This is a genomic window from Rhodanobacter sp. G2-10 (assembly GCF_055809185.1).
Window position 1 is genome coordinate 2,585,905 of record NZ_CM147900.1, and the last position, 25,843, is coordinate 2,611,747.

The 25,843-nt window shown below is 64.9% G+C and carries 26 protein-coding genes; all 26 read right to left on the bottom strand.

What is annotated here, in order from left to right; genetic code table 11:
• Positions 1-3: 3 nt before the first annotated feature.
• Positions 4-1,143, bottom strand: a complete 1,140-nt coding sequence (gene flhB, locus AC0L58_RS11810) for a flagellar biosynthesis protein FlhB (RefSeq protein ID WP_473683601.1) — start codon at positions 1,141-1,143, stop codon at positions 4-6.
• Between the two features lie 20 nt (positions 1,144-1,163).
• Complete coding sequence (gene fliR / locus AC0L58_RS11815; RefSeq protein ID WP_473683603.1) at positions 1,164-1,934, bottom strand: flagellar biosynthetic protein FliR; 771 nt, start codon at positions 1,932-1,934, stop codon at positions 1,164-1,166.
• Positions 1,931-2,200: a flagellar biosynthesis protein FliQ gene (gene fliQ, locus AC0L58_RS11820; protein ID WP_473683604.1), complete on the bottom strand. Its 270-nt coding sequence runs from the start codon at positions 2,198-2,200 to the stop codon at positions 1,931-1,933. Before fliQ ends, fliR begins: the two co-directional genes overlap by 4 nt.
• 647 nt (positions 2,201-2,847) lie before the next feature.
• Complete coding sequence (gene fliP, locus AC0L58_RS11825) at positions 2,848-3,594, bottom strand: flagellar type III secretion system pore protein FliP (protein ID WP_473683606.1); 747 nt, start codon at positions 3,592-3,594, stop codon at positions 2,848-2,850.
• Positions 3,591-3,986 (bottom strand): FliO/MopB family protein, encoded by a 396-nt coding sequence (locus AC0L58_RS11830; protein ID WP_473683608.1) that lies wholly within the window; start codon positions 3,984-3,986, stop codon positions 3,591-3,593. Before AC0L58_RS11830 ends, fliP begins: the two co-directional genes overlap by 4 nt.
• Positions 3,986-4,333, bottom strand: a complete 348-nt coding sequence (gene fliN / locus AC0L58_RS11835; RefSeq protein ID WP_473683610.1) for a flagellar motor switch protein FliN — start codon at positions 4,331-4,333, stop codon at positions 3,986-3,988. Before fliN ends, AC0L58_RS11830 begins: the two co-directional genes overlap by 1 nt.
• Complete coding sequence (fliM, locus tag AC0L58_RS11840) at positions 4,330-5,346, bottom strand: flagellar motor switch protein FliM (protein WP_473683612.1); 1,017 nt, start codon at positions 5,344-5,346, stop codon at positions 4,330-4,332. Before fliM ends, fliN begins: the two co-directional genes overlap by 4 nt.
• A 15-nt stretch (positions 5,347-5,361) precedes the next feature.
• Positions 5,362-5,976: a flagellar basal body-associated FliL family protein gene (locus AC0L58_RS11845; RefSeq protein WP_473683614.1), complete on the bottom strand. Its 615-nt coding sequence runs from the start codon at positions 5,974-5,976 to the stop codon at positions 5,362-5,364.
• A gap of 287 nt (positions 5,977-6,263) precedes the next feature.
• Complete coding sequence (locus AC0L58_RS11850) at positions 6,264-7,070, bottom strand: flagellar hook-length control protein FliK (protein WP_473683616.1); 807 nt, start codon at positions 7,068-7,070, stop codon at positions 6,264-6,266.
• A 478-nt stretch (positions 7,071-7,548) separates the two neighbouring features.
• On the bottom strand, positions 7,549-7,974 hold the full coding sequence (gene fliJ / locus AC0L58_RS11855; protein ID WP_473683618.1) for a flagellar export protein FliJ: 426 nt from the start codon (positions 7,972-7,974) through the stop codon (positions 7,549-7,551).
• Positions 7,971-9,338, bottom strand: coding sequence for a flagellar protein export ATPase FliI (gene fliI, locus AC0L58_RS11860; RefSeq protein ID WP_473683620.1), 1,368 nt, complete (start codon positions 9,336-9,338; stop codon positions 7,971-7,973). Before fliI ends, fliJ begins: the two co-directional genes overlap by 4 nt.
• On the bottom strand, positions 9,335-9,976 hold the full coding sequence (locus AC0L58_RS11865) for a flagellar assembly protein FliH (RefSeq protein ID WP_473683622.1): 642 nt from the start codon (positions 9,974-9,976) through the stop codon (positions 9,335-9,337). Before AC0L58_RS11865 ends, fliI begins: the two co-directional genes overlap by 4 nt.
• Positions 9,976-10,992 (bottom strand): flagellar motor switch protein FliG, encoded by a 1,017-nt coding sequence (gene fliG, locus AC0L58_RS11870; protein WP_473683624.1) that lies wholly within the window; start codon positions 10,990-10,992, stop codon positions 9,976-9,978. The genes AC0L58_RS11865 and fliG overlap by 1 nt, the downstream gene beginning before the upstream one ends.
• Positions 10,982-12,703, bottom strand: a complete 1,722-nt coding sequence (gene fliF, locus AC0L58_RS11875) for a flagellar basal-body MS-ring/collar protein FliF (RefSeq protein WP_473683626.1) — start codon at positions 12,701-12,703, stop codon at positions 10,982-10,984. The genes fliG and fliF overlap by 11 nt, the downstream gene beginning before the upstream one ends.
• Before the next feature lie 47 nt (positions 12,704-12,750).
• Positions 12,751-13,092, bottom strand: a complete 342-nt coding sequence (fliE, locus tag AC0L58_RS11880) for a flagellar hook-basal body complex protein FliE (protein ID WP_473683628.1) — start codon at positions 13,090-13,092, stop codon at positions 12,751-12,753.
• 184 nt (positions 13,093-13,276) lie between these two features.
• Positions 13,277-14,701 (bottom strand): sigma-54 dependent transcriptional regulator, encoded by a 1,425-nt coding sequence (locus AC0L58_RS11885; RefSeq protein ID WP_473683630.1) that lies wholly within the window; start codon positions 14,699-14,701, stop codon positions 13,277-13,279.
• 389 nt (positions 14,702-15,090) lie between these two features.
• Positions 15,091-15,705, bottom strand: a complete 615-nt coding sequence (locus AC0L58_RS11890; RefSeq protein ID WP_473683632.1) for a PilZ domain-containing protein — start codon at positions 15,703-15,705, stop codon at positions 15,091-15,093.
• Between the two features lie 61 nt (positions 15,706-15,766).
• Complete coding sequence (locus tag AC0L58_RS11895; protein WP_473683634.1) at positions 15,767-16,063, bottom strand: flagellar protein FliT; 297 nt, start codon at positions 16,061-16,063, stop codon at positions 15,767-15,769.
• Between the two features lie 8 nt (positions 16,064-16,071).
• A complete protein-coding gene (gene fliS, locus AC0L58_RS11900; protein ID WP_473683636.1) occupies positions 16,072-16,479 on the bottom strand; it encodes a flagellar export chaperone FliS in 408 nt (135 codons plus the stop codon).
• 28 nt (positions 16,480-16,507) lie between these two features.
• The gene (gene fliD / locus AC0L58_RS11905) at positions 16,508-17,902 is read right to left on the bottom strand and encodes a flagellar filament capping protein FliD (protein WP_473683638.1); all 1,395 of its coding nucleotides are present in this window, start codon (positions 17,900-17,902) and stop codon (positions 16,508-16,510) included.
• 64 nt (positions 17,903-17,966) lie between these two features.
• Positions 17,967-19,421, bottom strand: coding sequence for a flagellin N-terminal helical domain-containing protein (locus AC0L58_RS11910; protein ID WP_473683640.1), 1,455 nt, complete (start codon positions 19,419-19,421; stop codon positions 17,967-17,969).
• 125 nt (positions 19,422-19,546) lie between these two features.
• The gene (gene flgL / locus AC0L58_RS11915; RefSeq protein ID WP_473683642.1) at positions 19,547-20,749 is read right to left on the bottom strand and encodes a flagellar hook-associated protein FlgL; all 1,203 of its coding nucleotides are present in this window, start codon (positions 20,747-20,749) and stop codon (positions 19,547-19,549) included.
• Positions 20,750-20,752: 3 nt separating this feature from the next.
• Positions 20,753-22,627: a flagellar hook-associated protein FlgK gene (gene flgK / locus AC0L58_RS11920; RefSeq protein WP_473683644.1), complete on the bottom strand. Its 1,875-nt coding sequence runs from the start codon at positions 22,625-22,627 to the stop codon at positions 20,753-20,755.
• Positions 22,628-22,819: 192 nt separating this feature from the next.
• Positions 22,820-23,899: a flagellar assembly peptidoglycan hydrolase FlgJ gene (gene flgJ / locus AC0L58_RS11925; RefSeq protein WP_473683646.1), complete on the bottom strand. Its 1,080-nt coding sequence runs from the start codon at positions 23,897-23,899 to the stop codon at positions 22,820-22,822.
• A gap of 16 nt (positions 23,900-23,915) precedes the next feature.
• Entirely contained in the window at positions 23,916-25,007 is a 1,092-nt protein-coding gene (locus tag AC0L58_RS11930; protein WP_473688715.1) for a flagellar basal body P-ring protein FlgI, read from the bottom strand.
• A 143-nt stretch (positions 25,008-25,150) separates the two neighbouring features.
• The gene (gene flgH / locus AC0L58_RS11935; RefSeq protein WP_473683648.1) at positions 25,151-25,834 is read right to left on the bottom strand and encodes a flagellar basal body L-ring protein FlgH; all 684 of its coding nucleotides are present in this window, start codon (positions 25,832-25,834) and stop codon (positions 25,151-25,153) included.
• Between the last annotated feature and the right edge of the window lie 9 nt (positions 25,835-25,843).

Below are 25,843 nucleotides of genomic sequence, written 5' to 3' on the forward strand. Positions count from 1 at the left end.
TCGTCATGCATCGCGATATGGGCCCATCAGGTCCGGATCGACCTCGGGGTTTGGTGCGTCGGGCGGGCTCTCACCCTGCGCCGTTGCTTGCTTCAGCTGGTAGACGTAGGCAAGCACCTGGGCCACCGCGACAAACAGCGACGCCGGGATTTCCCGACCCACCTCAGTCGTTGCATACAAGGCGCGTGCCAACGGCGGCGCCTCGACCAGGGGAATGTGATGGGTTCCCGCCACGAGTCGGATTTGTTGCGCCAGAACGTCCGCGCCCTTGGCGATCACGCGCGGGGCACCCATCCGCCCGTCGTCGTAGCGCAGCGCCACGGCAAAGTGGGTGGGGTTGACCACCACCACATCGGCCTTGGGCAATTCCTCCATCATGCGTTGACGCGACTGCGCCTGTTGCACCTGGCGAATGCGCCCCTTCATCTCGGGGTTGCCCTCGCTCTCCTTCATCTCGTCATTGATTTCCTGCTTGGTCATGCGCAGGTTCTTCGCGTGGTCGTACTTCTGGTACAGCGCGTCGATGGCGCCGATCAGCGCCAGCATCGAACCGAACCACAACGCGGCCTGGCCGAGCAGGCCGATCGACTGCGCAATGCCGGCCGTCACCGAGCCGCGGCCGGTGGCTTGCAGCGCGCCCTGCCAGTGCATCAGCAGCAGCCCCAGCGCGGTGCCGATGAACAACAGCTTCAGCAGCGCCTTGCCCAGCTCGACCAGCCCACGCAGCGCAAAGATCTTGCCCAGCCCCTTGATCGGATCGAGCCGCTCGAACTTCGGCTCCAGCGCCTTCGCGCTGAAGTTGATCCCGCCCAGCAGCAGCGGCGCGACCAGGGTGCCCACCATCGTGGCAATGGCCACCGGCGCAAACAGCAGCAGCGCCTCATGCATCGCCGCGTGCAGCGAGCGCCCCGGCAAGGCGTCGGAGAACAGCGATTCGCGCGAATAACCCAGACCCAACTCGAAGATGCGCTTCGCGTGGCGCAAGCCACTCTCGCCGCTGTTCATCAGCGCAGCCACACCGGCCAGCACCACGATCGCGCCCGACAGGTCACGCGATCGCGGAACCTCGCCCTTTTCGCGAGATTCGCGCAGTCGTTTTTCGGTAGGTTCTTCGGTTTTTTCCTGGTCGCTGTCGTCAGACATCGCAGAGCCTGCTCATGATCTCAGCTCCCGAAAAGTTCGCGCATCAGCGACCACGCATGGCCCTGCAACGCCTCGAAGGCGCCAGGCAGGCTGCGCAGCGCCAGCCACAAGGCAATGAAGCCCAGCGAAACGGTGATGGGAAAACCCACCGCGAACAGATTCATCGACGGCGCCGCCCGACTGATCGCGGCAAAGCCGATGTTCACCACCAGCAGGGAGGTCATCGCCGGAAGCGCCACACGCACCGCGCCCGCAAACAGTTCGGTGCCAAAGGCCACCACCGCGTGCAACGCATTCGCGCTGATCGCCGGCGTACCGGGCGGAAGGCTGTGGAAGCTGTCGGCCAGCAGCGAGATCAGTTGCAGGTGGCCATTCATCACCAGAAACAGCAGGGTCACCAACAGCAGGTAGAACTGGCTGAGCACGGTGGAACTGCCGCCCGCCTGCGGATTGACCACCTCGGCAAAACCCAGGCTCATGCTCTGCGCCACCAGTTCGCCGCCGAAGGACACCGCCTCGAACACCAGCTTCAGCACAAACCCCACCGCCGCACCCACCAGTACCTGGCCAGCCATCGTGGCGATGCCGGCCCCACTCATCGGATCGATCGTGACCGGTGCCAGCGGAGTCAGCACCAGCGTCACCACCACCACCAGACCGATGCGGATACGCGCGGAAATCACGGTGGCGCTGAACACCGGCGCGATCAGGAACAAGCCACTGACCCGCCCCAGCGCCCAGAAGAAGCTGCCAAGCCATGCTGGCAGCAAGGCCAGGTCCACCGCTGTCATTTGATTGCGCCGGGCAAACCTTCGATCAGCTGTGTCGTGAACTGCACCAGCAGCCGAAGCATCCACGGGCCGGCGACCAACGCCACCAGCGCCATCGCGATCAGCTTGGGAATAAAGCTGAGCGTCATCTCGTTGATCTGCGTCGCCGCCTGGATCACACCTACCAGCAGGCCCACCGCCAGGGCAGTGAGCAGCAGCGGCGCGGCGACCATCATCGCGACATACAGCGCGTGCTGGCCGATTTCCATGATGGATTCAGGGGTCATGGCGGGCTAGGAGTGAAGGGAGAGGAGTGAGTGAAGAGGAGTGAGTGAAGAGGAGTGAGGAGTGAGAGAAAAGCACTGCGCGCGGGAAAGCTGGTGCGGGAAACGTCGAATTGCCGTTTTCCGGCTCGTCGCCCCAGCGAACGCTCGGACCCAGCGACTCCACGGCACTTCGAGGCACTGGATCCCAGCTTTCGCTGGGATGACGGTGAGACGGTGAGCTGCAGCGAAGAGGGATGAGAGAAAAGCTCCGCACGCGCGGGCTGCAGCGGGGGACGCCGAATTGCCGCTCTCCGGCTCGTCGTCCCAGCGAAAGCTGGGACCCAGCGACTCCACAGCGCTCCGAAGGCGCTGGATCCCAGCTTTCGCTGGGATGACGGCGGGACGGTGGGCTGCAGCGAAGAGGGATGAGAGAAAAGCTCCGCACGCGCGGAGCTGCAGCGGGGGACGCCGAATTGCCGCTCTCCGGCTCGTCGTCCCAGCGAAAGCTGGGATGACGGTGGAGTGGTGACGTGCGCTGGCATTGCGTTCGCGCAGCGAACGCCATAAGTGCAGATGAGGGTGGCCCGCTGCTGCAAGCGCCGGCCCACAAAGTCTCTTTGCCTGCACATCCGCAAAATGGAGGGCCCGGGTGGTTTGCGCGAGCGCATTCACGTGTAAAAACTCCCCGCCAACGTTCCCAGCAACAACGTCCACCCATCGACCAGCACGAACAACATGATCTTGAATGGCAGCGAGATGATCATCGGCGACACCATCATCATGCCCATCGACATCAGCACGCTGGCCACCACCAGATCGATGATCAGGAACGGGATGAACAGCAGAAAGCCCATCTGGAAGGCCGTCTTCAGCTCACTGGTGAGGAACGCCGGCATCGCCACCTTGAACGGCACGTCCGCCTTGCTGGCATAAGGTTTCTCCTTCGCCAACCGGGTGAACAACTGCAGATCCGCCTCCCGCGTCTGGTCGAGCATGAACTGCTTGAACGGTCCGGACGCGGCGGGCAACGCCTGCTCGGCGGTGATCTGGCCGTCCATGTACGGCTTCACGCCGTCCTGGTACGAGCGCGTCAGCACCGGCGACATCACGAAAAGGGTCAGGAACAAGGCCAGGCCGAGCAGCACCTGGTTCGGCGGCGTCGATTGCGTGCCCAAGGCCTGGCGCAGGAAGCCGAGCACGATGATGATACGGGTGAACGAGGTCATCATCAGCGCGATGGCCGGCAGCAGGGTCAAGGCCGTCATCAACGCCAGCATCTGCAGCGACAGCGTCCAGCTTTGACCGCCACCCGCGGCGGGCTGCACGTTCACCAGCGGAATGCCCGGCGTCACCGCCAGCGTGGTCGCCGGCAGCACCAGCAACAGGGCCGCGAGTATCCAGCGCCAGTGCTTCATGTGCGCGCCCTCAGGCGTGCCAGCATGTCCGCGAATACCGGCTTGGCCGTGCCCGTGGTCTGCGGATTCTCCGCATCGTCGGGTGCCGCGCCTTCGTAGACATGCAAGGTGCGCATGCCGCCAGGGCCCATCCCGATCAACATGCGCTTGCCATCGGCATCGAGCAGCAGCAAACGCTCGCGCGTGCCCACCGCGAACGACTCCACGCAACGAATCCGGCGACTGCCGCCGCCTGGCCCGCGGCGCTGCATGCGCCGGGTCATCCAGCCGGCCACGAGGATCATCGCGATGATGCCGACCAGGCTGAGAATGACTCGCGCCAGCTCGCCCGCCGCGTTGAACTCGGGTGCGGCCGCTGGCGCGGCAGCGAGGATAAGGCCCATGGTGCTCATCAGCGCAGCTTTCGCACCCGCTCGGCAGGGCTGATCACGTCGGTCAGGCGGATGCCGAACTTCTCGTTGATCACCACCACCTCGCCATGCGCGACCAGGGTGCCGTTGACGAATACATCCAGGGGCTCGCCCGCGGCGCGATCCAGCTCCACCACCGAACCCTGGTTGAGCTGCAGCAGGTTGCGGATGCTGATGCGGGTACGCCCGACTTCCATCGCCAGGGTTACCGGCACATCCAGGATCATGTCGAGGTTGACGTCGCCGCCATCCGTCGCCGCGCCTTGCAAGGCATCGAACTGGACGCGCTCGCCGGCGTCGGCAACTGCTGTGTCTGTGGTCTCGTTCATGCTGGGCTCTTCTGTTTGATTTGATCTTTGATCGCAGCTCTTTCGCGGCGACCCGTCTGGGCATGGAAACGTATGGCGTTGCGGCCATTGGAGCGGCCATAGCGCCCGCGGAACACCGGAACATCCTCGGCGTAGACGAGCGCCATCTCGGGCAACTGCACCGGAATCACGTCGCCGGGTCGCAAGTGCAGGAACTCGCCAAGGCTGAGGCGTGTTTCCAGCAGCAGCGAACTGAGGTCCACCTCGGCGTCAAGCACTTCCTCTTGCAGCATCTCGGCAAAACGGTCGTCGCGATCCATCCGGTCGCTCTGCACGCCGGCGTCGAGCAGCGTGCGGATCGGCTCGACCATCGCGTAGGGCATGGTCAGGTTCACTTCCCCGCCGCCGCCATCGAGCTCCACGTGGAAGCGCGACACCACCACGGTTTCGGTCGGGCTCACGATGTTGGCGAACTGGGGGTTGATCTCGGAACTGAGGTACTCGAAGTCCAGCCCGAGCACCGGCGCCCATGCTTCATGCATCGCGCCGAACAGCTCAGTCAGCATGATCTGGATCACCCGATTCTCGGTCGCCGTGAAATCGCGGCCCTCGATGCGCGCGTGAAAGCGCCCGTCGCCGCCGAAGAAATTGTCGATGACGGTGAACACCAGGCGCGGCTCGAATACCACCAGCGCAGTGCCGCGCAACGGCTTGATCCGAACCAGGTTCAGGTTGCTCGGCAGCGATAGCCCATGCACGTACTCGGCAAATTTCACCATCTTCACGCCCAGCACGGACACTTCGCAGGTCTTGCGCAGCACGCCGAACAGTGCGGTGCGGAAGAATCGGGCGAAGCGGTCGTTGACCATCTCCAGGGTCGGAAGACGACCGCGGACGATGCGGTCCTGCTGGGTAAAGTCGAACGGGACGACGGCATCGCTCGGCAACGGTTCGTCATTGCCGGTGGCAACCGCGCCACCGGTGACGCCATCCATCAACGCGTCGATTTCATCCTGGGAAAGCAGATCGCTCATGCGCGCGGACCCCGGTTACTGAATCACGAAACTGGTGAAGTACAAGGCGTCTATGCCGGGCCGGCCGAGTCGCTTCTTCACGATCTCGCGCACGCTGGCAAGCGCATCTGCCTGCAACTTCTCGCGACCGGCCGCCTCGCTGATGACGTCAAATTTCTGATCGCTGAACAATGACACCAAGCCGTCACGCACGACCGGATTGGCCTCCTTGGCCACGTCGATCGCCTTTTGATCGTGCGCCATCAAGGTGATGCCCACCTGCAGGTAGCGCAGCGCATCGCCGTCACGAAACGTCACCACGAAGGCCGGCTCCAGCGGGAGATAGATCTCCGGCTTGCTGGCCTCGGTCACCTTCGCCTTGTCCGCCTTGGCTGCGCCTGCATGGCCCGACATCCAGAAGTAGCCGCCGCCACCCAGGACTGCCAACACGATCAGAACGACAACCATCTTCATGGGAAAGCGGCGCTTTGCCGGCAATTCCTCTGCCACTTCAGGCTGCTCGTCGTTGTCCATGGAAACCTCTTGTTGGGTTGAATGAAATGGAAGCGCCAGCGATGGCACAAGCGAATAAAGCAATCCGCGTGCCATCAAAATATATTTCGTTATTTCAATGCGTTGCGTATCCGTCAAAGATCTGCGCCCGACCCGGTGGCGCTTTCTTGACGCGCGCCGGTACGGCGACGCGACGCCATCAGCACCAGGTCGGCGGAAGTGTCGTCATGCCGACGCCGATCCGCGGATCGGAGCGGCGGGAAGATGCCGAAGGCGGAAGTGGGCGCTGTGATGTATTCCGGGCATGACAAGAGCGCCCCCATCAGCCCTTCGGGCAGCTTCCCCCGCGTCGCGGGGAAAGCGACGGCGTTCAGCGCGATGATTCGCTGCGGATCAGGTCGTTCCGGCGCGCCAGACGGTCCTTGTCACGCAAACGCATCGAGCAGGCCCAGCCGGCTCACTGGCGTGGTCAAACCCGGGCCCTGGACCTCGTCGATCTCGGCCACACCGTCGCCATGACTACCGTTGCCGGCATGTTCGCCGCGATCATGCTGCCCTACTTCGGTATTGCCCAGCGAGAGCCCGTGCTGCGCCAGCATCTGGTCCAGCTGCGGGAGACTTTGCTGCACGGCGGTGACTGCACCGGGATGTTGTGCATGAAACACGACGTCGACCCGTCCGTGGTTCACGCTGATCTTCAAGTCGAGCGAACCGAGCTCCTCGGGGTGCAGCCGGATGCGCGCGTGCTTGACGTCCTGGCCGACGAACCAGCTCATCTGCTGGCCCAGCTCCTGCGCGAAAGCATGACTGCCGGCCGGAGCCGCGACCGGTACGCTGACCGGCGCCGTATGCGCGGCCGCTGGCGGCGCCGACAAGATCAGCGCCGACGCCGCGTCGGTGCGGACCGGGTCGCGCACACTTTTCGGGCTGAGCGACAGGCCGTCGGCAGCGAGCAGCTGGGCCGGCATGGCGGTGCTGGCGATGCTGGTGGTCACCGCCATCGCGGCGGCATCACCGACCTGCAGCAGCATGGGGGCTCCGGCCGCGGCAGCGACGGGATCGCCCGAATGCGCCGGTGAAGCGGCAGCAGCAGGCGCCAGAACCTTGCCCGCCGCCGGACCGATCAGGGCCAGCATCGCGCCAACCAGTGCGGCCGCGCCCTGTTCGTTGCCGTCGCCATCCTTGGCCACAGGCTCGGCTTCTCCCGGCGCAGTATCCGTGATGGCCTCCACCACTGATGGTGCTGACGTACTCGAGGCCGGTGGCACCTGCGCGTCGGCCGCAACGGCGGGTTTGGAGGTTTCCGTCGATGCCGCCGCAGTCGCGCCGGAAGCGCCGACCCGACCCTTGTCCGATCGGCCTGCACTGCTGTCCGAAGGACGTGAGTCTGGCCTCGTCGGCGACATATCGCTCCGACGATCAGGACGAGGGTCCGCGTCTCGCTGCGGATGCGGCTGGGTGGCGGCGCCCTGTTCCCGCGACGCCGATCCACCGCGTTGACGCGCGGCATGCAGTTGCTGCTCGAACCCCGCAGCCGCTCCCTGCGCAGGCGTGTTGGGCGCACCTTTCGGCGATACGGGGACGGCAGAGGGTGTGCCGACGGCGTGGGCGGTCATGGCATGAAAACTCCTGCAAGGAACGAGCGTGCGCTGCAGCTCTGGTGCACGCGGGGACAGGTGTGCCTGTTCATGGGATCTCCGGCGACGTCCGTCATGAGGACCGCCGGTGCTGGAAGCGTTCGTCGATCTCGGACTGCTCGTGGCGCTCTTCCGCGCGGCGTTCGGTTTCGAGATGCTGGGCAACAACGCTGTCCAGCGCGCATTCGCGCGCATGGTTGTGTTTCCATTGCTCGCGCGCCTTTTCGAGCTGCCGCTGGTGGCGCGCGATCTCGGTGGTCTGCTGCGCGATCGCCTGGTCGATACGCTGGATGAAGCTCTGCCGGTTGAGCATGGCGCTCACGCTGGGCAGTGCATCACCGGTGCTGGCATATTCCTCGCGGTAGCGACGCAGCTCGCTCAGCTGGTGCTCGGCCTTGGTCAGCACCTGCTGCTGCGATGCGAATTGGGCCAGGGCGTCCTCGCTGCGCTGTTTGGCCTGATCCACGGCAGGTTGCAGTCGGCTGGCTCGCGAATTCATGCGTTCACCTGTTCGGCAAGTTCGGCCAGGCTGGCAATCGCCTGGTCGAGGGTCATCGGTTCATCCACTTCCTGCTGCAGGAAGGCGCGCAGTTGCGGCCACATTTCGATGGCCAGGTCCACTTGCGGGTCGGAACCTTTCTGGTAGGCACCCACCGCGATCAGATCGCGCTGCTGGCGGTAGGCGGAGTAGATCTGGCGGAAGCGCTGTGCAGAGCGCATGTGTTCGCGCATCGCCACGGCGGGCATCACGCGGCTGATCGAAGCCTCGATGTCGATGGCGGGGTAGTGTCCGGCCTCGGCCAGATCACGCGACAGCACGATGTGGCCGTCCAGGATGGCGCGCGAGGCGTCGGCAATCGGGTCATGGCGGTAATCGTCGCCTTCGGTCAGCACGGTGTAGAAGGCGGTGATCGAACCACGACCCTCGGCATCATTGCCGGCACGCTCGACCAGTGCCGGCATCATCGCGAACACCGACGGCGGATAGCCCTTGGTCGCCGGTGGCTCGCCAATGGCCAGCGCAATCTCGCGCTGTGCCTGGGCGTAACGGGTCAGCGAATCCATCAGCAACAACACGCGCTGGCCGCGGTCGCGAAACCATTCGGCAATGGCGGTGGCGTACTGCGCGCCGCGCAGTCGCTTGAGCGGCGGCGCGTCGGCCGGCGCGGCCACGATCACGGCGCGACGACGACCCTCCTCGCCCAGGGTCTGCTCGACGAACTCCTTCACCTCGCGGCCACGCTCGCCGATCAGGCCGACCACGACCACGTCCGCGTTGGTGTAGCGCGTCATCATGCCGAGCAAGGTCGACTTGCCCACGCCGGAACCGGCGAACAGTCCCAATCGCTGGCCGCGACCGACGGTGAGCAAGGCATTGATGGCGCGCACGCCGACGTCGAGCGGCGCATCGATCGGCTTGCGTGCCATCGGGTTGATCGGTGCGCACTTTAGTGCGGCGTGTTCGTTCGAATCCAGCGGACCCAGGCCATCCAGCGGCGTCCCGTCGGCGCCGATCACGCGACCAAGCAGGGCCGTGCCCACCGGCAGACCGCCCGTCCGCGCACACGGTCGCACGCGTGCGTTGGGCAGGACGCCATGCATGTCGCCCACCGGCATCAGCAGCAGGCGTTCATCGGCAAAGCCGACCACTTCCGTATCGAGGGTGGCGCCGTCGGCGGTATCCACCAGGCAGCGCGCGCCGAGCGCCGCTTCGCAACCTTCCGCCTCCAGCGTGAGGCCCACGACCCGACGCAGGCTGCCTTCCACCGACAGGACATGAGCCTGCCCGGCACGCGTGCGACTGGCCGCAAACTGGTCGCGCCAGCGGGCGTTGCGCGCCTGATCGGTCAATTCGGGATTCATGCATCCTCCCCGTCGCGGGCGGATTCGTCGCCAAGCACGGCATCGATCACGGCGGCCAGGCGAGTTTCCACGCGCGCATCCAGGCGTGACCGTTCGCTCTCCAGGCGGCAGCCACCGCGTTCCAGGCTGGCATCGGCAAGCAGCAGCCAGTGCCGATCGGCGCTGCCCAGCTCCTGCACCAGGGCCAGGTCATCAGGATGCAGATGCACGCGCAGCTCGCGCGTGGCCATGGGCAGCGCGTCGGCGGCCTTGCGCACCACGTTGGCAATCAACGCGGGCGTGGCTTTCAGCTCGTGCATGACCACCCGTCGCGCCACCACCAGCGCCAGCTGCGCCAATTCGTCGGCCGCCTGGTCATCCAGCAACTGCAGCGGTTGCGCCGCAGCCCGGTAGAGCGCGTCCAGCTCGGCCATGCGCTCGCCCAGTTGCTGCTCTGCCTTTGCCCGGCTTTCGGCCAAGCCCTGGGCCATGCCGGCGGCATAGCCTTCGTCGCGAGCCTGCTGCTCCAACGCCTCCAGTTCGTGCACGGTGGGCTGCGCCATGGCGTTGGCAGCATCCGACCTGCCGTCATGGATGCCTACGTCGGGCATCTCCCAACGCTGGAAGTCGTCGTCCATGCTGTGGAACACGCTGGTCATCAGACGTATTCATCCCCGCCGCCGGCCAGGCTGAGCTGGCCCGCGTCGGACAGCTTGCGGGCGATACCAAGCACTTCCTTCTGGGCGGCGTCGACCTCACTCAAGCGCACCGGACCCTTCACCTCCAGGTCGTCGCGCATCATGTCGGCCGCACGCTTGGACATGTTGGCGAAGATCTTCTCGCGGATATCCGGTTCGGCGCCCTTCAAGGCCGTGATCAGGGTGGCCGACGGCACTTCGCGCAGCAGGGTCTGCATGCCGCGATCGTCCAGACCGACGAGGTCCTCGAACACGAACATCAGCTCCTCGATCTTCTCGCCCAGCGACTCGTCCTGACTGCGGATCGCGGCAATCAACTCGCTCTCGCGGCTGCCTTCCATCGCATTGAGAATGTCGGCGGCGGCCTTGATGCCGCCCACATTGGCGGATTTCAACTTGTTGGAACTGCCCGAGAACTGCCGCTCCATGACTTCATCCAGTTCGTTCAATGCATGCGGCTGCACGCCGTCAAGCGTGGCAATGCGCATCACCGCGTCCGAACGCACGCGCGGCGGCAGGTAGCCGATCACTTCGGCAGCCTGGTCCGGATCGAGGTGCGCCAGCACCAGGGCGATGATCTGTGGGTGCTCGTTGCTGACCATCTCGGCGATCGCGCGGCTTTCCATCCACTTCAGCGATTCCAGGCCCTTGCTGCTGCGGCCCAGCAGAATGCGGTCGATCAGCCCACCTGCCTTGCTCTCACCCAGCGCATTGACCAGGATCTTGCGGATGTATTCCTCGGTACCGACGCCCAGCGACGTCTGCCGGCCCATGTCTTCGTCGAGCTTGTCCAGCACTTGCTGGACATGCTCGCGCGACACGCTGGAAAGGGCTGCCATGGCGGTGCCTATCGTCTGCACGTCGCGCGCGCTGAGATGCTTGAGTACCTCGGCCGCATCCTGCTCACCCAGGGTGAGCAGGAGGATTGCCGCACGCTGGGCACCGCTGACCGGTGCTTCGGCTCGATTAGTTGCCATCTGCGTTCACCCAGTTCTTCACGACCTGCGCTACCTGTTTGGAGTTTTCGCCGACCATCTGGCGCGCCTGCCCGATGCGCTGTTCGTATTCGAGTGTGGGAGCGGCGTGGGAAAGTTTTGCCGGCGCGTCGGCCGATGCGTCGTCATCCACCTTCACCGATATCTTCGGCATGGGCGCCGGCAAGGCTTTCGCCGTGGCCTCGCTGCGGGTGACGCCCTTCAACAGTGGCCGCAACAGGCCAAAGGCCACCAGCAAGGCGATCAGCACGCCAATGCCCTGCTTGATCAGGTCCATCACACCCGGCTGCTCCCACAGCGGGCGCTCGGGCGGAGCGTCGAGCGCCGCCGGACGATGGAAGGGCTGATTCACCACGGTGACGCTGTCACCTCGCGCGGCATCGAAGCCAACCGCGTTCTTGGTCAACTCGGTCAGGCGCTGCAGTTCCTCCGCAGTGAACGGCACGCTCGTGGCATTCGCTGGCGTGCTGGAGCTGCCGGCAGTGGCCGGCCCCTTGTCCACCAGCTTGTTGTCCAGCACCACGGCGACGGTCAGGCGCGCCAGGCGCCCGGCCGGGTCGCTCACATGACTGATGGTGCGATCGAGCTCGTAGTTGCGGGTGGCGCTGCTCGACACGTCACCACCGGCATCCGCGGTGGTAGCGGTGTTGCTGGTGGGACTCGGCTTGCCATTGGCCTTGCCGGCATCGGGATTGGCCGCCGTCGGCTGCGCCACCATGGTGGGGGGCTGATTGCTGAGGGCGCCGGGCACGCCGCCCGCTGCCGCGCCGCCGCCACGCCGTTCGCTGCTAGTCTGCTCGCTGCGCAGCGCCGGATGATCGTGTCCGAATGTTTCGGTGGCCTTTTCCGACTTGCTGAAGTCGAGATCGGCGTAGACCTGCGCACGCACGCGGCCCGGGCCGACCAACGGCGTCAGCAATTCCTCGATGCGTTGTGCATAGGTGTTTTCGATGCGCGTGGCCATCCGCATGCGGTCGTCCCCCACCGCAGCGGGGCTGCTCGGGTCGGTGGTCAGCAATTGCCCCTGCTGATCGATGACGGAAACCTGGCGGGCGTCGAGCCCCGGCACGCTGGAAGCGACCAGGTGCACGATCGCGGCGACCTGGCCAGCATCCAGTTGCCGCCCCTGGTACAGCGTGACCAGCACCGAGGCGCTGGCTTCGCGGTTGTCACGAATGAAGGCCGAGGGCTTGGGCATCGCCAGATGCACGCGGGCGGCGCGGATCGACTGCAAACCGCTGATGGTGGAACTGAGGTCCGACTCCAGCAATTGCTGGTAGCGAGTCCGTTCGGCCAGGTCGCTCATGCCAAAGGGAGAATCGTTGCCCGGCAGCACGCTGCTGCCCGCGCTGCCCTGGGGCAGGCCCTTGGCAGCCAGCTTGAGGCGCAAGGCGGCCAGGTCGGCGGCGGGCGCCATGATCGAGGAGCCATCACTGCTCAACTGGAACGGCGTGTTGGAGCCTTGCAGCTCCTGCGCCACAGCGGCGGCATCCTTCTGATCCAGCCCGGCATACAACAGGCCATAGTTCGGCCCGCGCGACCACAACACCACCGCCACGCCGAACGCCACCGCGGCGGCAATGCCGACCAGCAGCAGGATCTGGCGCGTGGCCGGGCTGCGGGCTATCTGCTTGAAGGGGTCCGGTCGCGCACCTTCCGTGTTGTCGGTGGCCGCGATGGCGTTGTCTGCCATGGTGTTGCTCTTGTGATGAAGGCGGAATGGGGTCTATGCGCGAAACGTCAGACCGGCATGTTCATGATGTCCTTGTACGCATCGACCATCTTGTTGCGTACTTCCACCATGGTGCGCAGCGAGAGATCGGCCTTCTGCACCGCGATCATCGTGCGGCCGAGATCCGCACCCGGATCACCACGCTCGAAACTCGCGGCCATGCGGCCCGCTTCCATCTGGCTGCGTCCCACGGCTGAAATCGACTGCTTGAGCAAGGAGGAAAAGTCTGCCTGTCCTCCGGCCTGTGGCGCACCGATCGGCGCAGCCTTTGGCGCGGCATCCAGGGGGCGGACCTGGGCGCTCATCTGGCGCATCTGTGACAGCAGGTTGTTGACGTCGATGGAGCTCATCTCGGTGCTTCCTTGGTGACGGAATCCCGGCACGTGACGGGTTTGCTTGAGGGTGGATGCATTACGCGTGCCAGAACTTTTTGGTGTTCGGTGTTCGGTGCCTGGGACTTGTTGGGGTCGGGCATGGTTGGCGACGGCCTTTGGGGTACCTCGTAGCAAGTACCGAATCCCCAATCCCGGCCTTCTAAGCCGCCATGCTGTTCTGCAAGCCGTACTTGCGCAGCTTCTCCACCAGGGTGGTGCGCTGCATGTGCAGCAGGCGTGCGGCATGGGCCACCACGCCGCCGGTGGCGTCAAGCGCCTGACGGATCAACCCGACCTCGATGTCGGCCAGGTGATCCTTCAGGTCCAGGCCATCTTCCGGCAACAGGCGCTCGGACTGAACCGCGTGTTGCGCGACGGCCTCGGTCATCGGCGGCTCTTCGGCCATCATCGCCAGCAAGGCCGCACCGTTGACGTCGTCGGAGACTGCGTGACCGCGATACTTTGCCGGCAGGTCGCTGCTGCGGACCTCGCCGTGCGGGAACAGGATCGCCATCCGCTCGACCAGATTGGACAGCTCGCGCACGTTGCCGGGCCAGGCATGCGCGCGCAGTGACTGCATCGCGCTGGTGCTGAAGCGCACCGCGCCCAGTCCGCGGCGCGCCAGGCGCAGGTTGAATTCGGAGATCAGGGTCGGCAGATCTTCCAGCCGCTCGCGCAGCGAGGGCAGCTCCAGCGGGAACACGCTGAGGCGGTAATACAGGTCTTCGCGGAAACGGTCCTCGGCGATCGACTGCTCCAGGTTGCGATGGGTAGCGGCGATGATGCGCACGTCGCAACGCTGGGTCTTGTTGCCGCCGACACGCTCGTAGGCGCGCTCCTGCAGCACGCGCAGCAGCTTCACCTGCATCGGCAAGCTCATGTCGCCGATCTCGTCCAGGAACAGGGTGCCGCCCTCGGCCATCTCGAAACGGCCCTTGCGCGCACTGATCGCGCCAGTGAAGGCCCCCTTCTCGTGGCCGAACAGTTCGCTTTCGAGCAGTTCGGCGGGGATCGCGCCGCAGTTGATCGCCACGAACGGCTTGTCGCGACGCGGCGAGTTTTCATGAATGGCGCGGGCAACCATTTCCTTGCCGGTACCGGACTCACCCAACACCAGCACGCTCGAATCGAACGGCGCCACCTGGCGGATCAAGCCGTTGACGCGAACCATGGGCGCGGAATTGCCGACAAAGCGCAGAGCGCCGCCCTGATCACCCAGCAGCCGCGCATAGACGTTGCGCATGGCTTCGGTCAGCTTTTCGTAACTGAGCGGGAAGCTCAGCGGGGCCACGCGCTCGGCGAACGGCGATTTCGGGGCACTCAAGCGCTGACGCCAGGAAGAGTCCTCGGCCAGCAGCAGGGGGATATGCGCGGCGCTGGCACCGAGCATGGAAAGCTGGCGCTCCGCCTCGGCATCGTTCTCGACATGACCCACGTAAAGCCCACGCCAGGCATGGGTGGATTCACTGGTGTCATCGCAACTTGCGCCGTGCTGCGGGTGGTAGCCCAGGAACTGGAGCGCCGACATCACCGCGTTGACACGTGCCTCGTCCGATTCGATCACCAGGAAGTCAAACTTCTGCATCTCATTCTCCGTACCGCAACTTTTGGCTCGGTCCCCACGTCCGGTGAGGCCGCTGTTTCATCCGTGCCGACGATCCGTCGCTGGCCTGATGAACCAAGTGCAATAAGGAGGCCAAATTTTGGCGCTCTGGTGTCGGTGAAATGTCACCTGTCAGAAGTTTTACGTCGTGAAAGTTCCTCAACGAGTTCTAGTTGTGCCGCGTAAATGACTGATGCCAAACGGATGGAGAATTTACGTGCGCGGAAACTTGCAGGGAACCCGCGCGCTGCCGCGCGGTTGGCATGCCGTGCCATGCAGGGGAATCCCTACACATGTGCATCCAATTTTGCGAACTGCGTCACGCGCATGCTTGATCCATGTCACGCCCGCGCACATGGAAGTTGGCCGACTCACTCGGGCAACTGGCGCGACTCTGCCACTTTACGTCGGTGATGGCGAAAAACTAGTCGCTCAATTGCGTCACTTTGGGCATCGTTCGGCGTGAGGAACGCCACGAAGGTTCGACCATCCTCCAGTTGACGCTCGATCCGAGCCGGAAGCTCCAGCGACAAACTGCGGCAATGATCGAAACGCAGGCTCAAAAGCATCGCCTCACTGGCCGGCACCAGCTCCGTCGGTATCACCGCGCCACGCGCGTTGAAGCGAACCAGACGCAGCCCCGGCAGACTCTCGGTCGGAGTCAGGAGTTGATTGAGGATATCCACCAGGGCGGTGAGTTTGGCATCCATCCGGCGAATTTCCTGCACCAGCGGATTGTCGTCCTCGGCCGCTTCCACGCGGCGCTCCTCGAGTGCGGCGATCGCGGCCAGGGCATTGCTGTTCTTCTCGGTCAGGGCCATCGTCCGCGCCCGCGGCATCGGCCACGATATCGGTTCGACCGTCAGGTGGAGCAGTTCCTCCACGCTCACCCGCTGCTCGAATTCATCCCATCTGGCGTTACCCATCGCAGCGCTCCCCTCAGTCGGCCGATGCACGCCATCGTACTTCGATATGAGGCCCTGCATGGCACATCAGGTGCCGGCTTGCCCTGCTCCCGCATGGAGCCGTATGGCAGCGACCGGGGTTTCAGGGTCGGGCGTAGGCGGCGATGGCCTGGAAACGGGCGTGCTCGCCCTGCCACGAACGGGCCACTTCATTGCGGGCGTTGCCAAGCAAGGCCTGCAACTGGCGATCGTAGGCCAGGATCTGTTCGATCTGGGCGCGGCTGATCACGTCGGTGGGATGCTCGCGGCGTACCAGCGGCTCGCGGACCTGTTCCAGCTGCTGCAACTCGTCCCAATCGGCGACCTTGGCTGCCGCCAGCATCGCGCGGGTGATGGCCAGCGCTTGGGTCAACGGCGGGTCGTCGACACAAATGGACATGTCGATGCTCACGCTCCCACGGCACGGCTGGCCGCGGCCGGCGCGATCTGCACCCAGCTGTCGCGCACTTGCTGCAGCAGCTTGCTGACTTCGTCGATGATGGTGGCGTCATCCTGCATATTGGCCTGCAGCAGGCGCCGGCTCATGTACTCGTAAAGCGAGTCCAGGCGCTCGACCATCGCCGGCTCCACTTTCGGATCCAGTCCGTCACGCAGCCCGCCGATGATCTCTATGCACTTGCTGATGGTCTCGCCCTTGGCAGCCACTTCACCGCGCACCATGTGTGCTCGCGCCTTCACCAGGCGCTCGAGCGCGCCATCCATGAGCAAGGTGATCAGGCCATGCGGACTGGCCGACTCCACGCCACCGTGTGAACGAACTTGCTGATAGGCGCCTGCGCCGTAACCGAAACCCATGATCGTCTCCCGTCCGGAGTCTTGCGGACTATTTCTTGTTGCTGTTGGTCAGCGCGTCGAACTGCTGCTGCAGGTAGCTGCTGGTGCTGTTGAGCTTGCTCATCAGCGTGTCCAGCGCGGTGAACTGGGCCTGGTAGCGCGCGGTGAGGTCCTGCATCCGGGTGTCCAGCGTGGATTGCTGGGCCTTCAGATCCGTCAGTTGCTGGCTGATGCTGTCGGTGCGACTGGCCAGCACGCCGTTGCTGCCAACCCACTGGTCGAGCTGAGTATTCAATTTGCTGGCAAAGCCATCGGGCCCGCCGAAAAGACTGGCCGCCTGCTTGCCGCCATCGGCCAGCGCCGTCTTGAGCTTGTCGTTGTCCAGCTTGAGCGTGCCGTCGACCTGCAGCGAAATGCCCAACGAGGACAGGCTGCTGCCGTTGGCCGTGCCGCCAACCAGCCGTGAAAGCGTGCTGTTGATGCCATTGAGGGTGGCGTCGCCGATCATGGCGCCTGCCGTGCCGCTGGTGGCGTCGTACTTGGTAAGGTTCTGGTAGATCCCCACGAAACTGTTGTAGGTGTTGACCAGGTTGGTCAACGCGCTGGTCGCCTTGCTGCCGTCATTGGCGACCGTGACCGTGCTTTCGCCGATCTTGTTGAGGTTGAGGGTGAGCCCGTCGATGGCGTTGCTGACACTGTTGCCGGCGCTGTTGCCGGCCAGGCCATCGATCGTGTACTGCGCATCCTGCGCCGACGTGATCACGTTCAACGCGTTGCCGCTGCCGGCAGCGGCGTCGTAATTCAACGCAGCGAGGCCGCCGTCACCGCCCGTGCTGCTCACGACGAAACCGTTGGCAGCGCCGGTACGAGTACCGCTCAGCACCAGGTGGGCACCATCGGTGCCGTTGACGATGGTGGCGCTGACGCCCGGGTTGTCGCTGGCCTTGTTGATGGCGTCGCGCACCTGGGCCAGCGAGTTGTTGCTGTCGTCGAGCTCCAGAGCCATCGACTGGCCATCCACCGCGATGGTGAGCGTGCCGGTGCCGACCTTGGCGCTGCTGTCGGCAAACGCATGGGAGGAAGCCTTGAGCGAGGTGGCCAGCCGGCTGACGTCGATCGTATAGCTGCCGCTGACCGGGCTGCCGTTTGCGCTGGCGCCCAACACATCCGCATCGCCCGAGGTGACCTGGCGCGCACTGAAGGCACTGCCGTCGGTTATCGAGGCCATGGCCGACTGCAAGGCCGACAAGGCCGCGCTGACCTGGCCCAGGGCGGAGAGCTGGGTATTGGCCGATGCGGCCTGGTTGGTGATCTGGTTCTGCTGCGGCGCCTTCTTGGCGGCCACCAGCTTGTCCACCAGCGTTGCCACATCGAGTCCGGAACCCACGCCCATGGATGTCAGCAAACCCGTGGTGGGTGCAGTTGAGCCGACAGTGATTGGCATGAGCGCGGTTCCTTGAAATGGGGGGGTGGCCGCGATTTTCCGCGGCCACCTCGGGGTCAAGCAGTTACTGCAGGAGCTTCAGCACGCTCTGCGTGGAGGCGTTGGCCTGCGCCAGCACCGAGACACCGGCCTGTTGCAGGATGTTGGCGCTGGACATGTTCGCCGTTTCCTGAGCGAAATCCGCGTCCTGGATCTGGCTGCGCGAGGCAGACAGGTTCTGCGAGATGGTCTGCAGGTTGGCGATGGTCGAGGTGAAGCGGTTCTGCACCGCGCCCAGGTCGCTGCGCATGGAGCTGATGGTGCCCAACGCTGCATCGATGCGGCTGATGGTGTCGTTGGCACCATTGACGGTCTTCACGTTGCTGGAGGCAAGGTCGCCACCCGCCGTGATGGCCGAACCGGCACCGCTGAAGTTCAGGTTGCCCGCGCCGGAACCGGACTTGGTGCCGGCCACGGTCAGATCCGTCTGCGAGTTCAGGTGCACATTCTTGCTGGTGCTGTCGTAGTAGGCGGAAACCCCGGCGATACCCTTGCCGTTGATGGCGTCGACCAGGCTCTGGGCATCCTTGTAGCTGCCCGCCATGTCGGTGCCACCGATGGTCAGATCGCCGCTGCTCAGGACCAGGTTAGACGGAGTACCCGCAACCGAATCCGCACCCGCCGTGGCCGTACCGCCTGCGGTAAGCAGTGCTGCATCCGTACCACCGATGGTCGGCGCTGCACCAGCACCGGCAGCAGCCTTGGCGATGGTGATCTTGCCGGCAGCCTCGGTGACGTTGTAGCTGGCGCCCAATGCCGTGCCGATATCGGTCGCCATGGCACTCGTGCCACTGGAGGTGTAGTCCGCTGACAGGGTGACGCTGTTGCCGTCGACGGTGAAAGTCTTGTTACTGGAACTGTAGTCGCCGGCGGTGATCGTGCCAGAGGTGTAGGAAGCCGCAGTTGCCGCGCTACCGCCGGACTGGAACAAGCTGCTGACATCACCCGAGGCCGAAGAAGCCATCTGGCCGATCTGGGAAGCACCAGCACCCTGGCTCAGGTTCACCGAAATCGTCTCGCCGACATTGGCGCCGATCTGGAACGCGGCGCTGCCGAAGCTGCCGTCCAGCACGTGGCGGCCGTTGAAGGTGGTCTGCTGCGAGATACGGGTGATCTCGGCCAGACGCTGCTGAACTTCGGCATCGAGCGCAGCGCGATCGCTGTCGGAGTTGGTGGCGTTGGCGGACTGCACGGCCAGCGTACGGATACGCTGCATGTTGTTGGTCACCTCGTTCAGCGCCGACTCGGTGGTCTGCGCCAGCGAGATGCCGTCGTTGGCATTGCTGACCGCCTGGTTCAGGCCGTTGATCTGGGTGGTGAAGCGGGTGGAAATGGCGAGGCCGGCGGCGTCGTCTTTCGCGCTGTTGATGCGCATGCCCGAGGACAGGCGCTCGATGGCAGTGGCGAGCTTGCTCTGCGTGGCAGCCAGGTTCTTCTGGGCATTCAGCGAGCTGATGTTGGTGTTGACACTCATGACCATGGGAATTCTCCGAATCGAGTTGGTATGCCGACAATGGTCGGCTCAGACAATCCGGCGGGGATTCACCATTGAATGCATCCGCCTTGTGGACTGTTTCGACCCGTCACACCAAAACTTGAGCCTTGTCAACGTAAATAATCGAACAATTTTGAACCCTGCACTTTCGTGAACGTCTGCTGCGCCGCCTGCAGTGCCGTGGTCTGCGCACCGAGCTGGCTGATGGCGTCGTAGTAGTTCAGATCCTGCACGTTCGACAGCGACGTCTTGTATTGCAGGGTGAGGTCATCATTGAGTGCGCCTTGCTGGTCGAGCGCATTCATGCGCGCGCCGACCTTGCCCCGCGTTCGGGTGATCGTGTCGATCGCCTGGTCGAGATTCGCGAACTCGGTGTTGATGTCGTTCTGCATCTGCGCTCCACCGCCGTTGGGCGTGCGCAGCGTGCCGATGATGTTGTCCAGCGTGGTGAAGATGTCCTGCTTGCCGGAAGCGCCCAATGCAAACGTGTCGCCCGCGTCCGGCGCACCGTTGAAGGCGACCTGTGCGCCGCGGAAGGTGATGCTGCCACCCTTGTCCGGGTCGTAGCTGCCACTTTCCAGGATGGCGCCGCCACCATCGCGCACTTCATAGGCATTGGCGGCAGTGAACACGATGCTGTAGCTGCCGCCATCCCATGCCGACGGATTCGCCGAGGGATCGGTGACGCTGCTGGCGCCGGCCACGGCCTTGCCGGAATTGCCGGCGCTGGCGCTCACGGCGAACGTGCCGTTGCCGGTCGGAACATTCACGAACACGGCGCTGCCGGGATCGCCGGTGGCCACCTGCAAACCGGGGCCGGCCGCCACCATGCGCTGGCCTGAGTCACCGAAATAGCTGACGCTGCCCTGCGACACGAACGGCTGGGTGCCGGTGCGATTGCCCGCAAAAATGTATTCGCCCTGGCCGTCGGTGCTGTTCGCCTGGCCCAGCAGTTGCTCGCGCAACTGCACCATCTCCGAAGCGATGTCGCCACGGGTTTCGTCGGTCTGACTGCCATTGGCCGCCTGCAGCAACAAGGTGCGCACGCGCCCCAGCACATTGCTGGTGTTGGACAGGGTCTGGTCTTCCAGGCCCAGCCGTGAGTTGGCTGAGGTGATATTGCGCTGGTATTGCGCGGAATCGGCGATCAGGTGCGACATGTCCAGCGCACGCGCCGCGCCGACCGGATCGTCGGACGGCTGGTTGATCCGCTTGCCCGTGCTGAGCTGTGTGTTGAGGTCGGACAGGTCGCCCTGCCGGTTCATCATGTTGCCGACGGACTGCTGCTGCATCCAGCTGGTGGAAACTCGCATGACTTAACTCCGCACCGCGCCGAGCAAGGCGCTGAATATGCTGTTGGCAGTGCTGATGACCTGCGCCGAGGCCTGGTAGGCCTGCTGGTAACGCACCAGGTTGGCCGCCTCCTCGTCCAGGTTCACGCCGGAGACGCTTTGCTGGGAACTCATCGCCTGGCTGTAGACCGCGGCTTGCGTGGTCAGGTCGTCCTTGGCCAGCGCGCCGGCGCTGCCGACCTGGCTGACCAGCTGGCTGTAGGCGCGACCGGTGCTGGTGACGCCACCGTCGAGCACGCCAAGATTGGCAACCTTGCCCAGCATCAGCGCATTGCTGTTGTCACCCTGCGCATTGCTGTTGGCCTTTAGGCTGAAGCTGTCGCCGGCCTGGGGCGCACCGCTCAGCTGCATGCTCCAGCCGTTGTGCACGATCGGCTGACCGGGCGTGAAGGTTTGCGCGGCCCCGCCGTCGACGCTGTAGCTGGTGGGTGAAGTGAACACGATCGAGCTTGGATTCATCAGGTTGGCATTGCTGCCATCGCTGATGCTGACGCTGGGCGAGGCCGTGCCGGCGTTGCCACTGCCCGCGCTGACCGCGAACGGCGCGGCGGCGGCCACCTTGTCGGGGTCGTCGATCGCGACCGTGAAACTGCCTGCGGCGGCGCGACTGGGCTGCACGCGGAAACTGTCGCCTGCACTGGCGCTGCCGCCCACCACCAGGCTCAGCCCGGCGGCCGTGAACGGATCAGCCGCGGTACCACTGCCGCTGAGAGCCACCGCCGCGCCATGGGTGTCGCGCATGCTCCAGTTGCTGCCGTCATAACTCAGCAGATAGTCCTTGCCGGTCAACGCGCCGAGGTCGCCGATGCTGGCATCCAGCGTGCCGCTACCGGTATTGGTCGAGGCACCCTGCACCACCGGTCCGGCCACATTGAAAAACGGGCCACCCACGTCGCCGTGCAGGTCGACGCCCTGCTCGTGCTGTGCATTGAACGCGCCGGCCAGCGCCTGCGCCGAGCGCCCCAGCTGCGTCTGCGCCGGGTCGAGCACGTTGCTGCGGAAATCCAGCAGCGCGCCCAGGGCACCACCGCCGATGCGGCCACTGATCACGCTGCCCGAGCCGGCACCCACGACCTCCACCCGGGTAGCGTCGTACACGTTTTTTGCCGTACCCAGTGGATGGGCCTCGGCACCGGTGACCAGCGCCTGCCCGTTGCCCACGAAGATGCTGATGGTGTGGTCGTTCTGCGGCACCACGGTCACGCCGACTTCGCCAGCCAGTTTCTTGACCAGCGCGTCGCGCTGGTCAAGCAGATCGGCAGGCGGCGAGCTGTCGGTGGACGAGTGCGACCGGATCAGCTTGTTCAACTTGGCGATCGACTGGCTGTCGCTGTTGATCGCATCGACCGTGTCGCCGATCTGCTGCTGGACCTGGCCGGAAAGCTGGCTGAACTGGCCTGACAGCGCGCGAAAGGTCGTGGCCAGTCCGCCGGCGCGTGCCAGCAGCACTTCGCGCGATGCGGTATCCGACGGCGCATTGGCCACGTCCTGCACCGCGCCGTAGAAGCTGTCCAGTGAAGTCTGCAGGTTGGAACTGCCTGCGAGTTGGTTGTTGAGCTGACTGGTAAGGCTGGACATCGTGCTGGCCCGCCCTTGGCCCGATGCGGCCGACCACAGCGAACTGTTCAGGAATTGGCTGTACGCCCGCTGCACGGCGACGGTGTTGACGCCGGTGCCGACATAGAATCCGGCCTGTCCCTCGGGCAGGCGCGCACCGAACGACACCAACTGGCGGCTGTAGCCATCGGTATTCACGTTGGCCACGTTGTGGCCCACGGTGCTCAGTCCGATCTGCGAGGCAAGCAGCCCGGACACGCCGGTCGAAAGCATGTCAGCCATGGTGGAACATCCTCGGCAACGAGTTCACCGTCGCGTTTGCGCGGTGTGTGGTGACGGTATCGACCGGCGTGACGGTTTCTTGACCCCGGGGCGGGGGAGGAGTGAGTGGAGAGGAGTGAGGAGTGAGAGAAGAGCCAGGCAACAGCGCGGCACCACTCTGCATCGCACGTTCGTCGGCGAAAACCAGGAAGCTCACTCTGCACCTCCGTCGACGGGCAGGCCGGCGAGCGCCTCGCGCATCTGCGCGCTGTTGGCGATCGCGGTGATCTTGGCCACGTAGGCCGGGTCGGTGGCATAGCCACCATGCACCAGCCCACGGGCAAAGGCGGCGATGTTCTCGCCCTGGCCCAGCGCCTGCGCGTAGCGCGGGCTTTCGGAAATCAGCCGCGCGTAGTCGGCGAACGAGTCGGACGGGGAATCGTAGGCGCGGAACGCGTCCCGCTTGCGTACCGCCATGCCGTGTTCATACTCCAGCGTGGATACGTTGACCTTGTCGCCGTTCCAGCTGCTGCCGGCCTTGATGCCGAACAGGTTGAAGCTGCTGCTGCCGTCGCCATGGCTGGGCAAGTGCTTGCCCCAACCCGTTTCCAATGCCGCCTGCGCCAACAATGCACGCACTGATACGCCGAGCTTCTTCGCCGCGACTTCGGCGTGCGGCGCCAGTGCACGCACGAAACTGACCGGATCACCGCCGGGCAGCAGCTTGGACGCGGTGCTGGCCACATCCATCGCGCCGCGGGCCATCCGATCGAGCGTGTGCTGCCAGGAGGAACCGGGCGCCGCGGTCGACGGCATGCCGCCGAGGTTGCCCGCCAGCAGACCATCATCCTGCTCGCGCGACGACGGCTCCGAACCCAGCTGCAACAGTGCGCGCACGTTGGCATTGACGACGCTGGCGGCGGGGACGCGGAAGTCCTGCGCCGGTACCTGCGCCGCCTGCTCCTGCGCGTGTTTGCCGCCCAGCTGGCGTACCAGCATCTTCGCAATGCCCAGGCCGTTCTTGCCGTTGGCCAGGCTCAGCGACAACTGCTGGTCGAACATGTCGCGATACGAGTTGACCTGCTCGCTTCCGGCAATGTCGCTGCCCATGCTGGCATTCGCGTCACGCATGGACTTCAGCATCATCTGGGTGAAGATCGCCTCGAACTGCTTCGCCACCGCCGGCAGCGCGCTCTTGCCACCATCGCTGCGCGCCTGCGCACGCAATTGCTGGAATCCGGACAGTTCGGTCCAGGTATCCAGCGCGGGTGATGTGCTGTTGAGAGGCGTCATGATTCCGTCGCGTTGTTCAAATCACTACAAGGTCTGCATGAAGCGCGCCAGCCTGCTTCAACGCCTGCAGGATCGAGATCAGGTCGCTGGGCGTTGCGCCGACCTGGTTCACCGCACGCACGATCGCATCCAGGCTCACGCCCGGGCCGAACTTGAACATGTGCGCGCCTTCCTCGCTGACCTGCACGCTGCTGTTGGGCACGATCGCGGTCTGGCCCTGGCTGAAGGGCGCCGGCTGGCTGACCTGCGGCTGCTCGGAGATCGTCACCTGGATCGCGCCATGCGCCACCGCAGCGGCGGTGACCCGCACGTCCGAACCGATCACCACCGTTCCGGTGCGCGAATTGACCACGATCCGCGCGGGCGCATCGCCCGGCTGCACATCGAGGCTCTGGATATCGCCCAGCCACGCCACTTTCTGCGCCGGGTCCTGCGGACCGCGCACCGAAACGGTGCCGCCATCCACGGGCTGTGCGGTCCCTGCGCCGTAAGCCTTGTTGATCGCCGCAGCGATGCGGGTAGCCGTGGTGAAGTCCGCGGTATTGAGGTTCAGCATCAGGTCGCCACCGGCGGCAAACGACGACGGCACCACGCGCTCCACCGAGGCGCCATTGGGAATCCGTCCGCTGGCGGAGATGTTCACCTGCACGCTGGAGCCGCTCTTGCCCTGCGCGCTGATGCCGCCGATCACCACGCTGCCCTGCGCCACCGCGTAGACGTTGCCGTCGGCACCGCGCAACGGCGCCATCAACAGCTGGCCACCGCGAATGCTCTTGGCGTTGCCGATCGAGGCCACCGTGACATCGATGGTCTGGCCGGGCTTGGCAAATGCCGGCAGGTCCGCCGTCACCATCACCGCCGCCGCATTCTTCAACTGCGGTCGCGCATTGGGCGGCACGGTGATGCCGAACTGCTGCAGCATGTTTTCCAGGCTTTGCGTGGTGAAGGGTGCCTGCGTGGTCTGGTCACCCGAGCCATCCAGGCCCACCACCAGGCCGTAGCCGATCAGCTGGTTGCTGCGTACGCCCTGCACCTGCACCAGGTCGCGGATCTTGTCGGCGTGGGCGGGAGAGGCCAGCCCGAACAAGAGCAACAGCGCCGTGACCAGCAAGATTTTCGCGTTGTGCGTGGCTGTGCTGGCGGGCAGAGCCCGCCCTACGCGGTGCCCGTAGGGCGGGCTCTGCCCGCCACCCTGCGGCAGGCGCGCCGTGTAGCAAGCAGCGCCACGTGAATTGGCTTGCATGGCTTTCATCAAAAGGGCATCCATTTGGAATTGAAGAAGCGCGACAACCAACCGCGCGAGTTCGCGTCAGCCAGGCTGCCGCGGCCGGTGTAGCTGATACGTGCGTCGGCGACACGCGTCGACGGCACCACGTTGTCCTGGCCGATGTCCTGCGGGCGCACGATGCCGGAGATGCGCACCAGTTCCTGCCCCTGGTTGATGGTCAGCCACTTTTCGCCGCGCACCATCAGATTGCCGTTGCTGAGGCGCTGCGCCACCGTCACCGTGATCTGACCGGTAAGCTGGTTGCTCTGGCTGCTGGAGCCGCTGCCGTCGAACTTCCGCTCGCCGTCCAGTCCGAATGAGGCGCTTCGACCGCCGGCGGTGATCACCTTGCCAAGCAAGTTCGGCGCGCCGATATCGGCCTTGTCGGTCTTGCTGGTGGTGGTGCTGGCCTTCTTGCTGGCCTGGGTGCTCTCGACCAGAGCCACGGTGAGGATGTCGCCCACGCGATGGGCGCGCGGATCGGCAAACAGTTCCATATTCTGCGCGTCGTGGTAGATGGAACCGTCGGCCTGCACCGGTGCGGCGGCCTGCATCGGTGGCGGCGTCGGTGCCCACTGGGCATCGTCGCGCGCGTGCGGTGCGCTGGCGCAGCCGGCCATCACGGCGAGCGCGCACAGAACCAGCGGAATGCGAAAACGATTCTTCATCACGGCACG

Coding starts and splice junctions, on each gene's coding strand:
- AC0L58_RS11885 (WP_473683630.1), bottom strand. CDS start 14,701: ATGCAGAAGTTTGACTTCCTGGTGATCGAATCGGACGAGGCACGTGTC.
- AC0L58_RS11865 (WP_473683622.1), bottom strand. CDS start 9,976: ATGACCAGCGTGTTCCACAGCATGGACGACGACTTCCAGCGTTGGGAG.
- AC0L58_RS11830 (WP_473683608.1), bottom strand. CDS start 3,986: ATGAGCACCATGGGCCTTATCCTCGCTGCCGCGCCAGCGGCCGCACCC.
- fliN (WP_473683610.1), bottom strand. CDS start 4,333: ATGAACGAGACCACAGACACAGCAGTTGCCGACGCCGGCGAGCGCGTC.
- AC0L58_RS11890 (WP_473683632.1), bottom strand. CDS start 15,705: ATGCAGGGCCTCATATCGAAGTACGATGGCGTGCATCGGCCGACTGAG.
- fliR (WP_473683603.1), bottom strand. CDS start 1,934: ATGACAGCGGTGGACCTGGCCTTGCTGCCAGCATGGCTTGGCAGCTTC.
- fliE (WP_473683628.1), bottom strand. CDS start 13,092: ATGAGCTCCATCGACGTCAACAACCTGCTGTCACAGATGCGCCAGATG.
- fliJ (WP_473683618.1), bottom strand. CDS start 7,974: ATGAATTCGCGAGCCAGCCGACTGCAACCTGCCGTGGATCAGGCCAAA.
- fliP (WP_473683606.1), bottom strand. CDS start 3,594: ATGAAGCACTGGCGCTGGATACTCGCGGCCCTGTTGCTGGTGCTGCCG.
- flgL (WP_473683642.1), bottom strand. CDS start 20,749: ATGCGAGTTTCCACCAGCTGGATGCAGCAGCAGTCCGTCGGCAACATG.
- flhB (WP_473683601.1), bottom strand. CDS start 1,143: ATGTCTGACGACAGCGACCAGGAAAAAACCGAAGAACCTACCGAAAAA.
- AC0L58_RS11895 (WP_473683634.1), bottom strand. CDS start 16,063: ATGTCCATTTGTGTCGACGACCCGCCGTTGACCCAAGCGCTGGCCATC.
- fliG (WP_473683624.1), bottom strand. CDS start 10,992: ATGGCAACTAATCGAGCCGAAGCACCGGTCAGCGGTGCCCAGCGTGCG.
- fliQ (WP_473683604.1), bottom strand. CDS start 2,200: ATGACCCCTGAATCCATCATGGAAATCGGCCAGCACGCGCTGTATGTC.
- AC0L58_RS11910 (WP_473683640.1), bottom strand. CDS start 19,421: ATGGTCATGAGTGTCAACACCAACATCAGCTCGCTGAATGCCCAGAAG.
- fliD (WP_473683638.1), bottom strand. CDS start 17,902: ATGCCAATCACTGTCGGCTCAACTGCACCCACCACGGGTTTGCTGACA.
- fliI (WP_473683620.1), bottom strand. CDS start 9,338: ATGAATCCCGAATTGACCGATCAGGCGCGCAACGCCCGCTGGCGCGAC.
- flgK (WP_473683644.1), bottom strand. CDS start 22,627: ATGGCTGACATGCTTTCGACCGGCGTGTCCGGGCTGCTTGCCTCGCAG.
- flgJ (WP_473683646.1), bottom strand. CDS start 23,899: ATGACGCCTCTCAACAGCACATCACCCGCGCTGGATACCTGGACCGAA.
- fliM (WP_473683612.1), bottom strand. CDS start 5,346: ATGAGCGATCTGCTTTCCCAGGATGAAATCGACGCGTTGATGGATGGC.
- fliS (WP_473683636.1), bottom strand. CDS start 16,479: ATGGGTTTCGGTTACGGCGCAGGCGCCTATCAGCAAGTTCGTTCACAC.
- flgH (WP_473683648.1), bottom strand. CDS start 25,834: ATGAAGAATCGTTTTCGCATTCCGCTGGTTCTGTGCGCGCTCGCCGTG.
- fliF (WP_473683626.1), bottom strand. CDS start 12,703: ATGGCAGACAACGCCATCGCGGCCACCGACAACACGGAAGGTGCGCGA.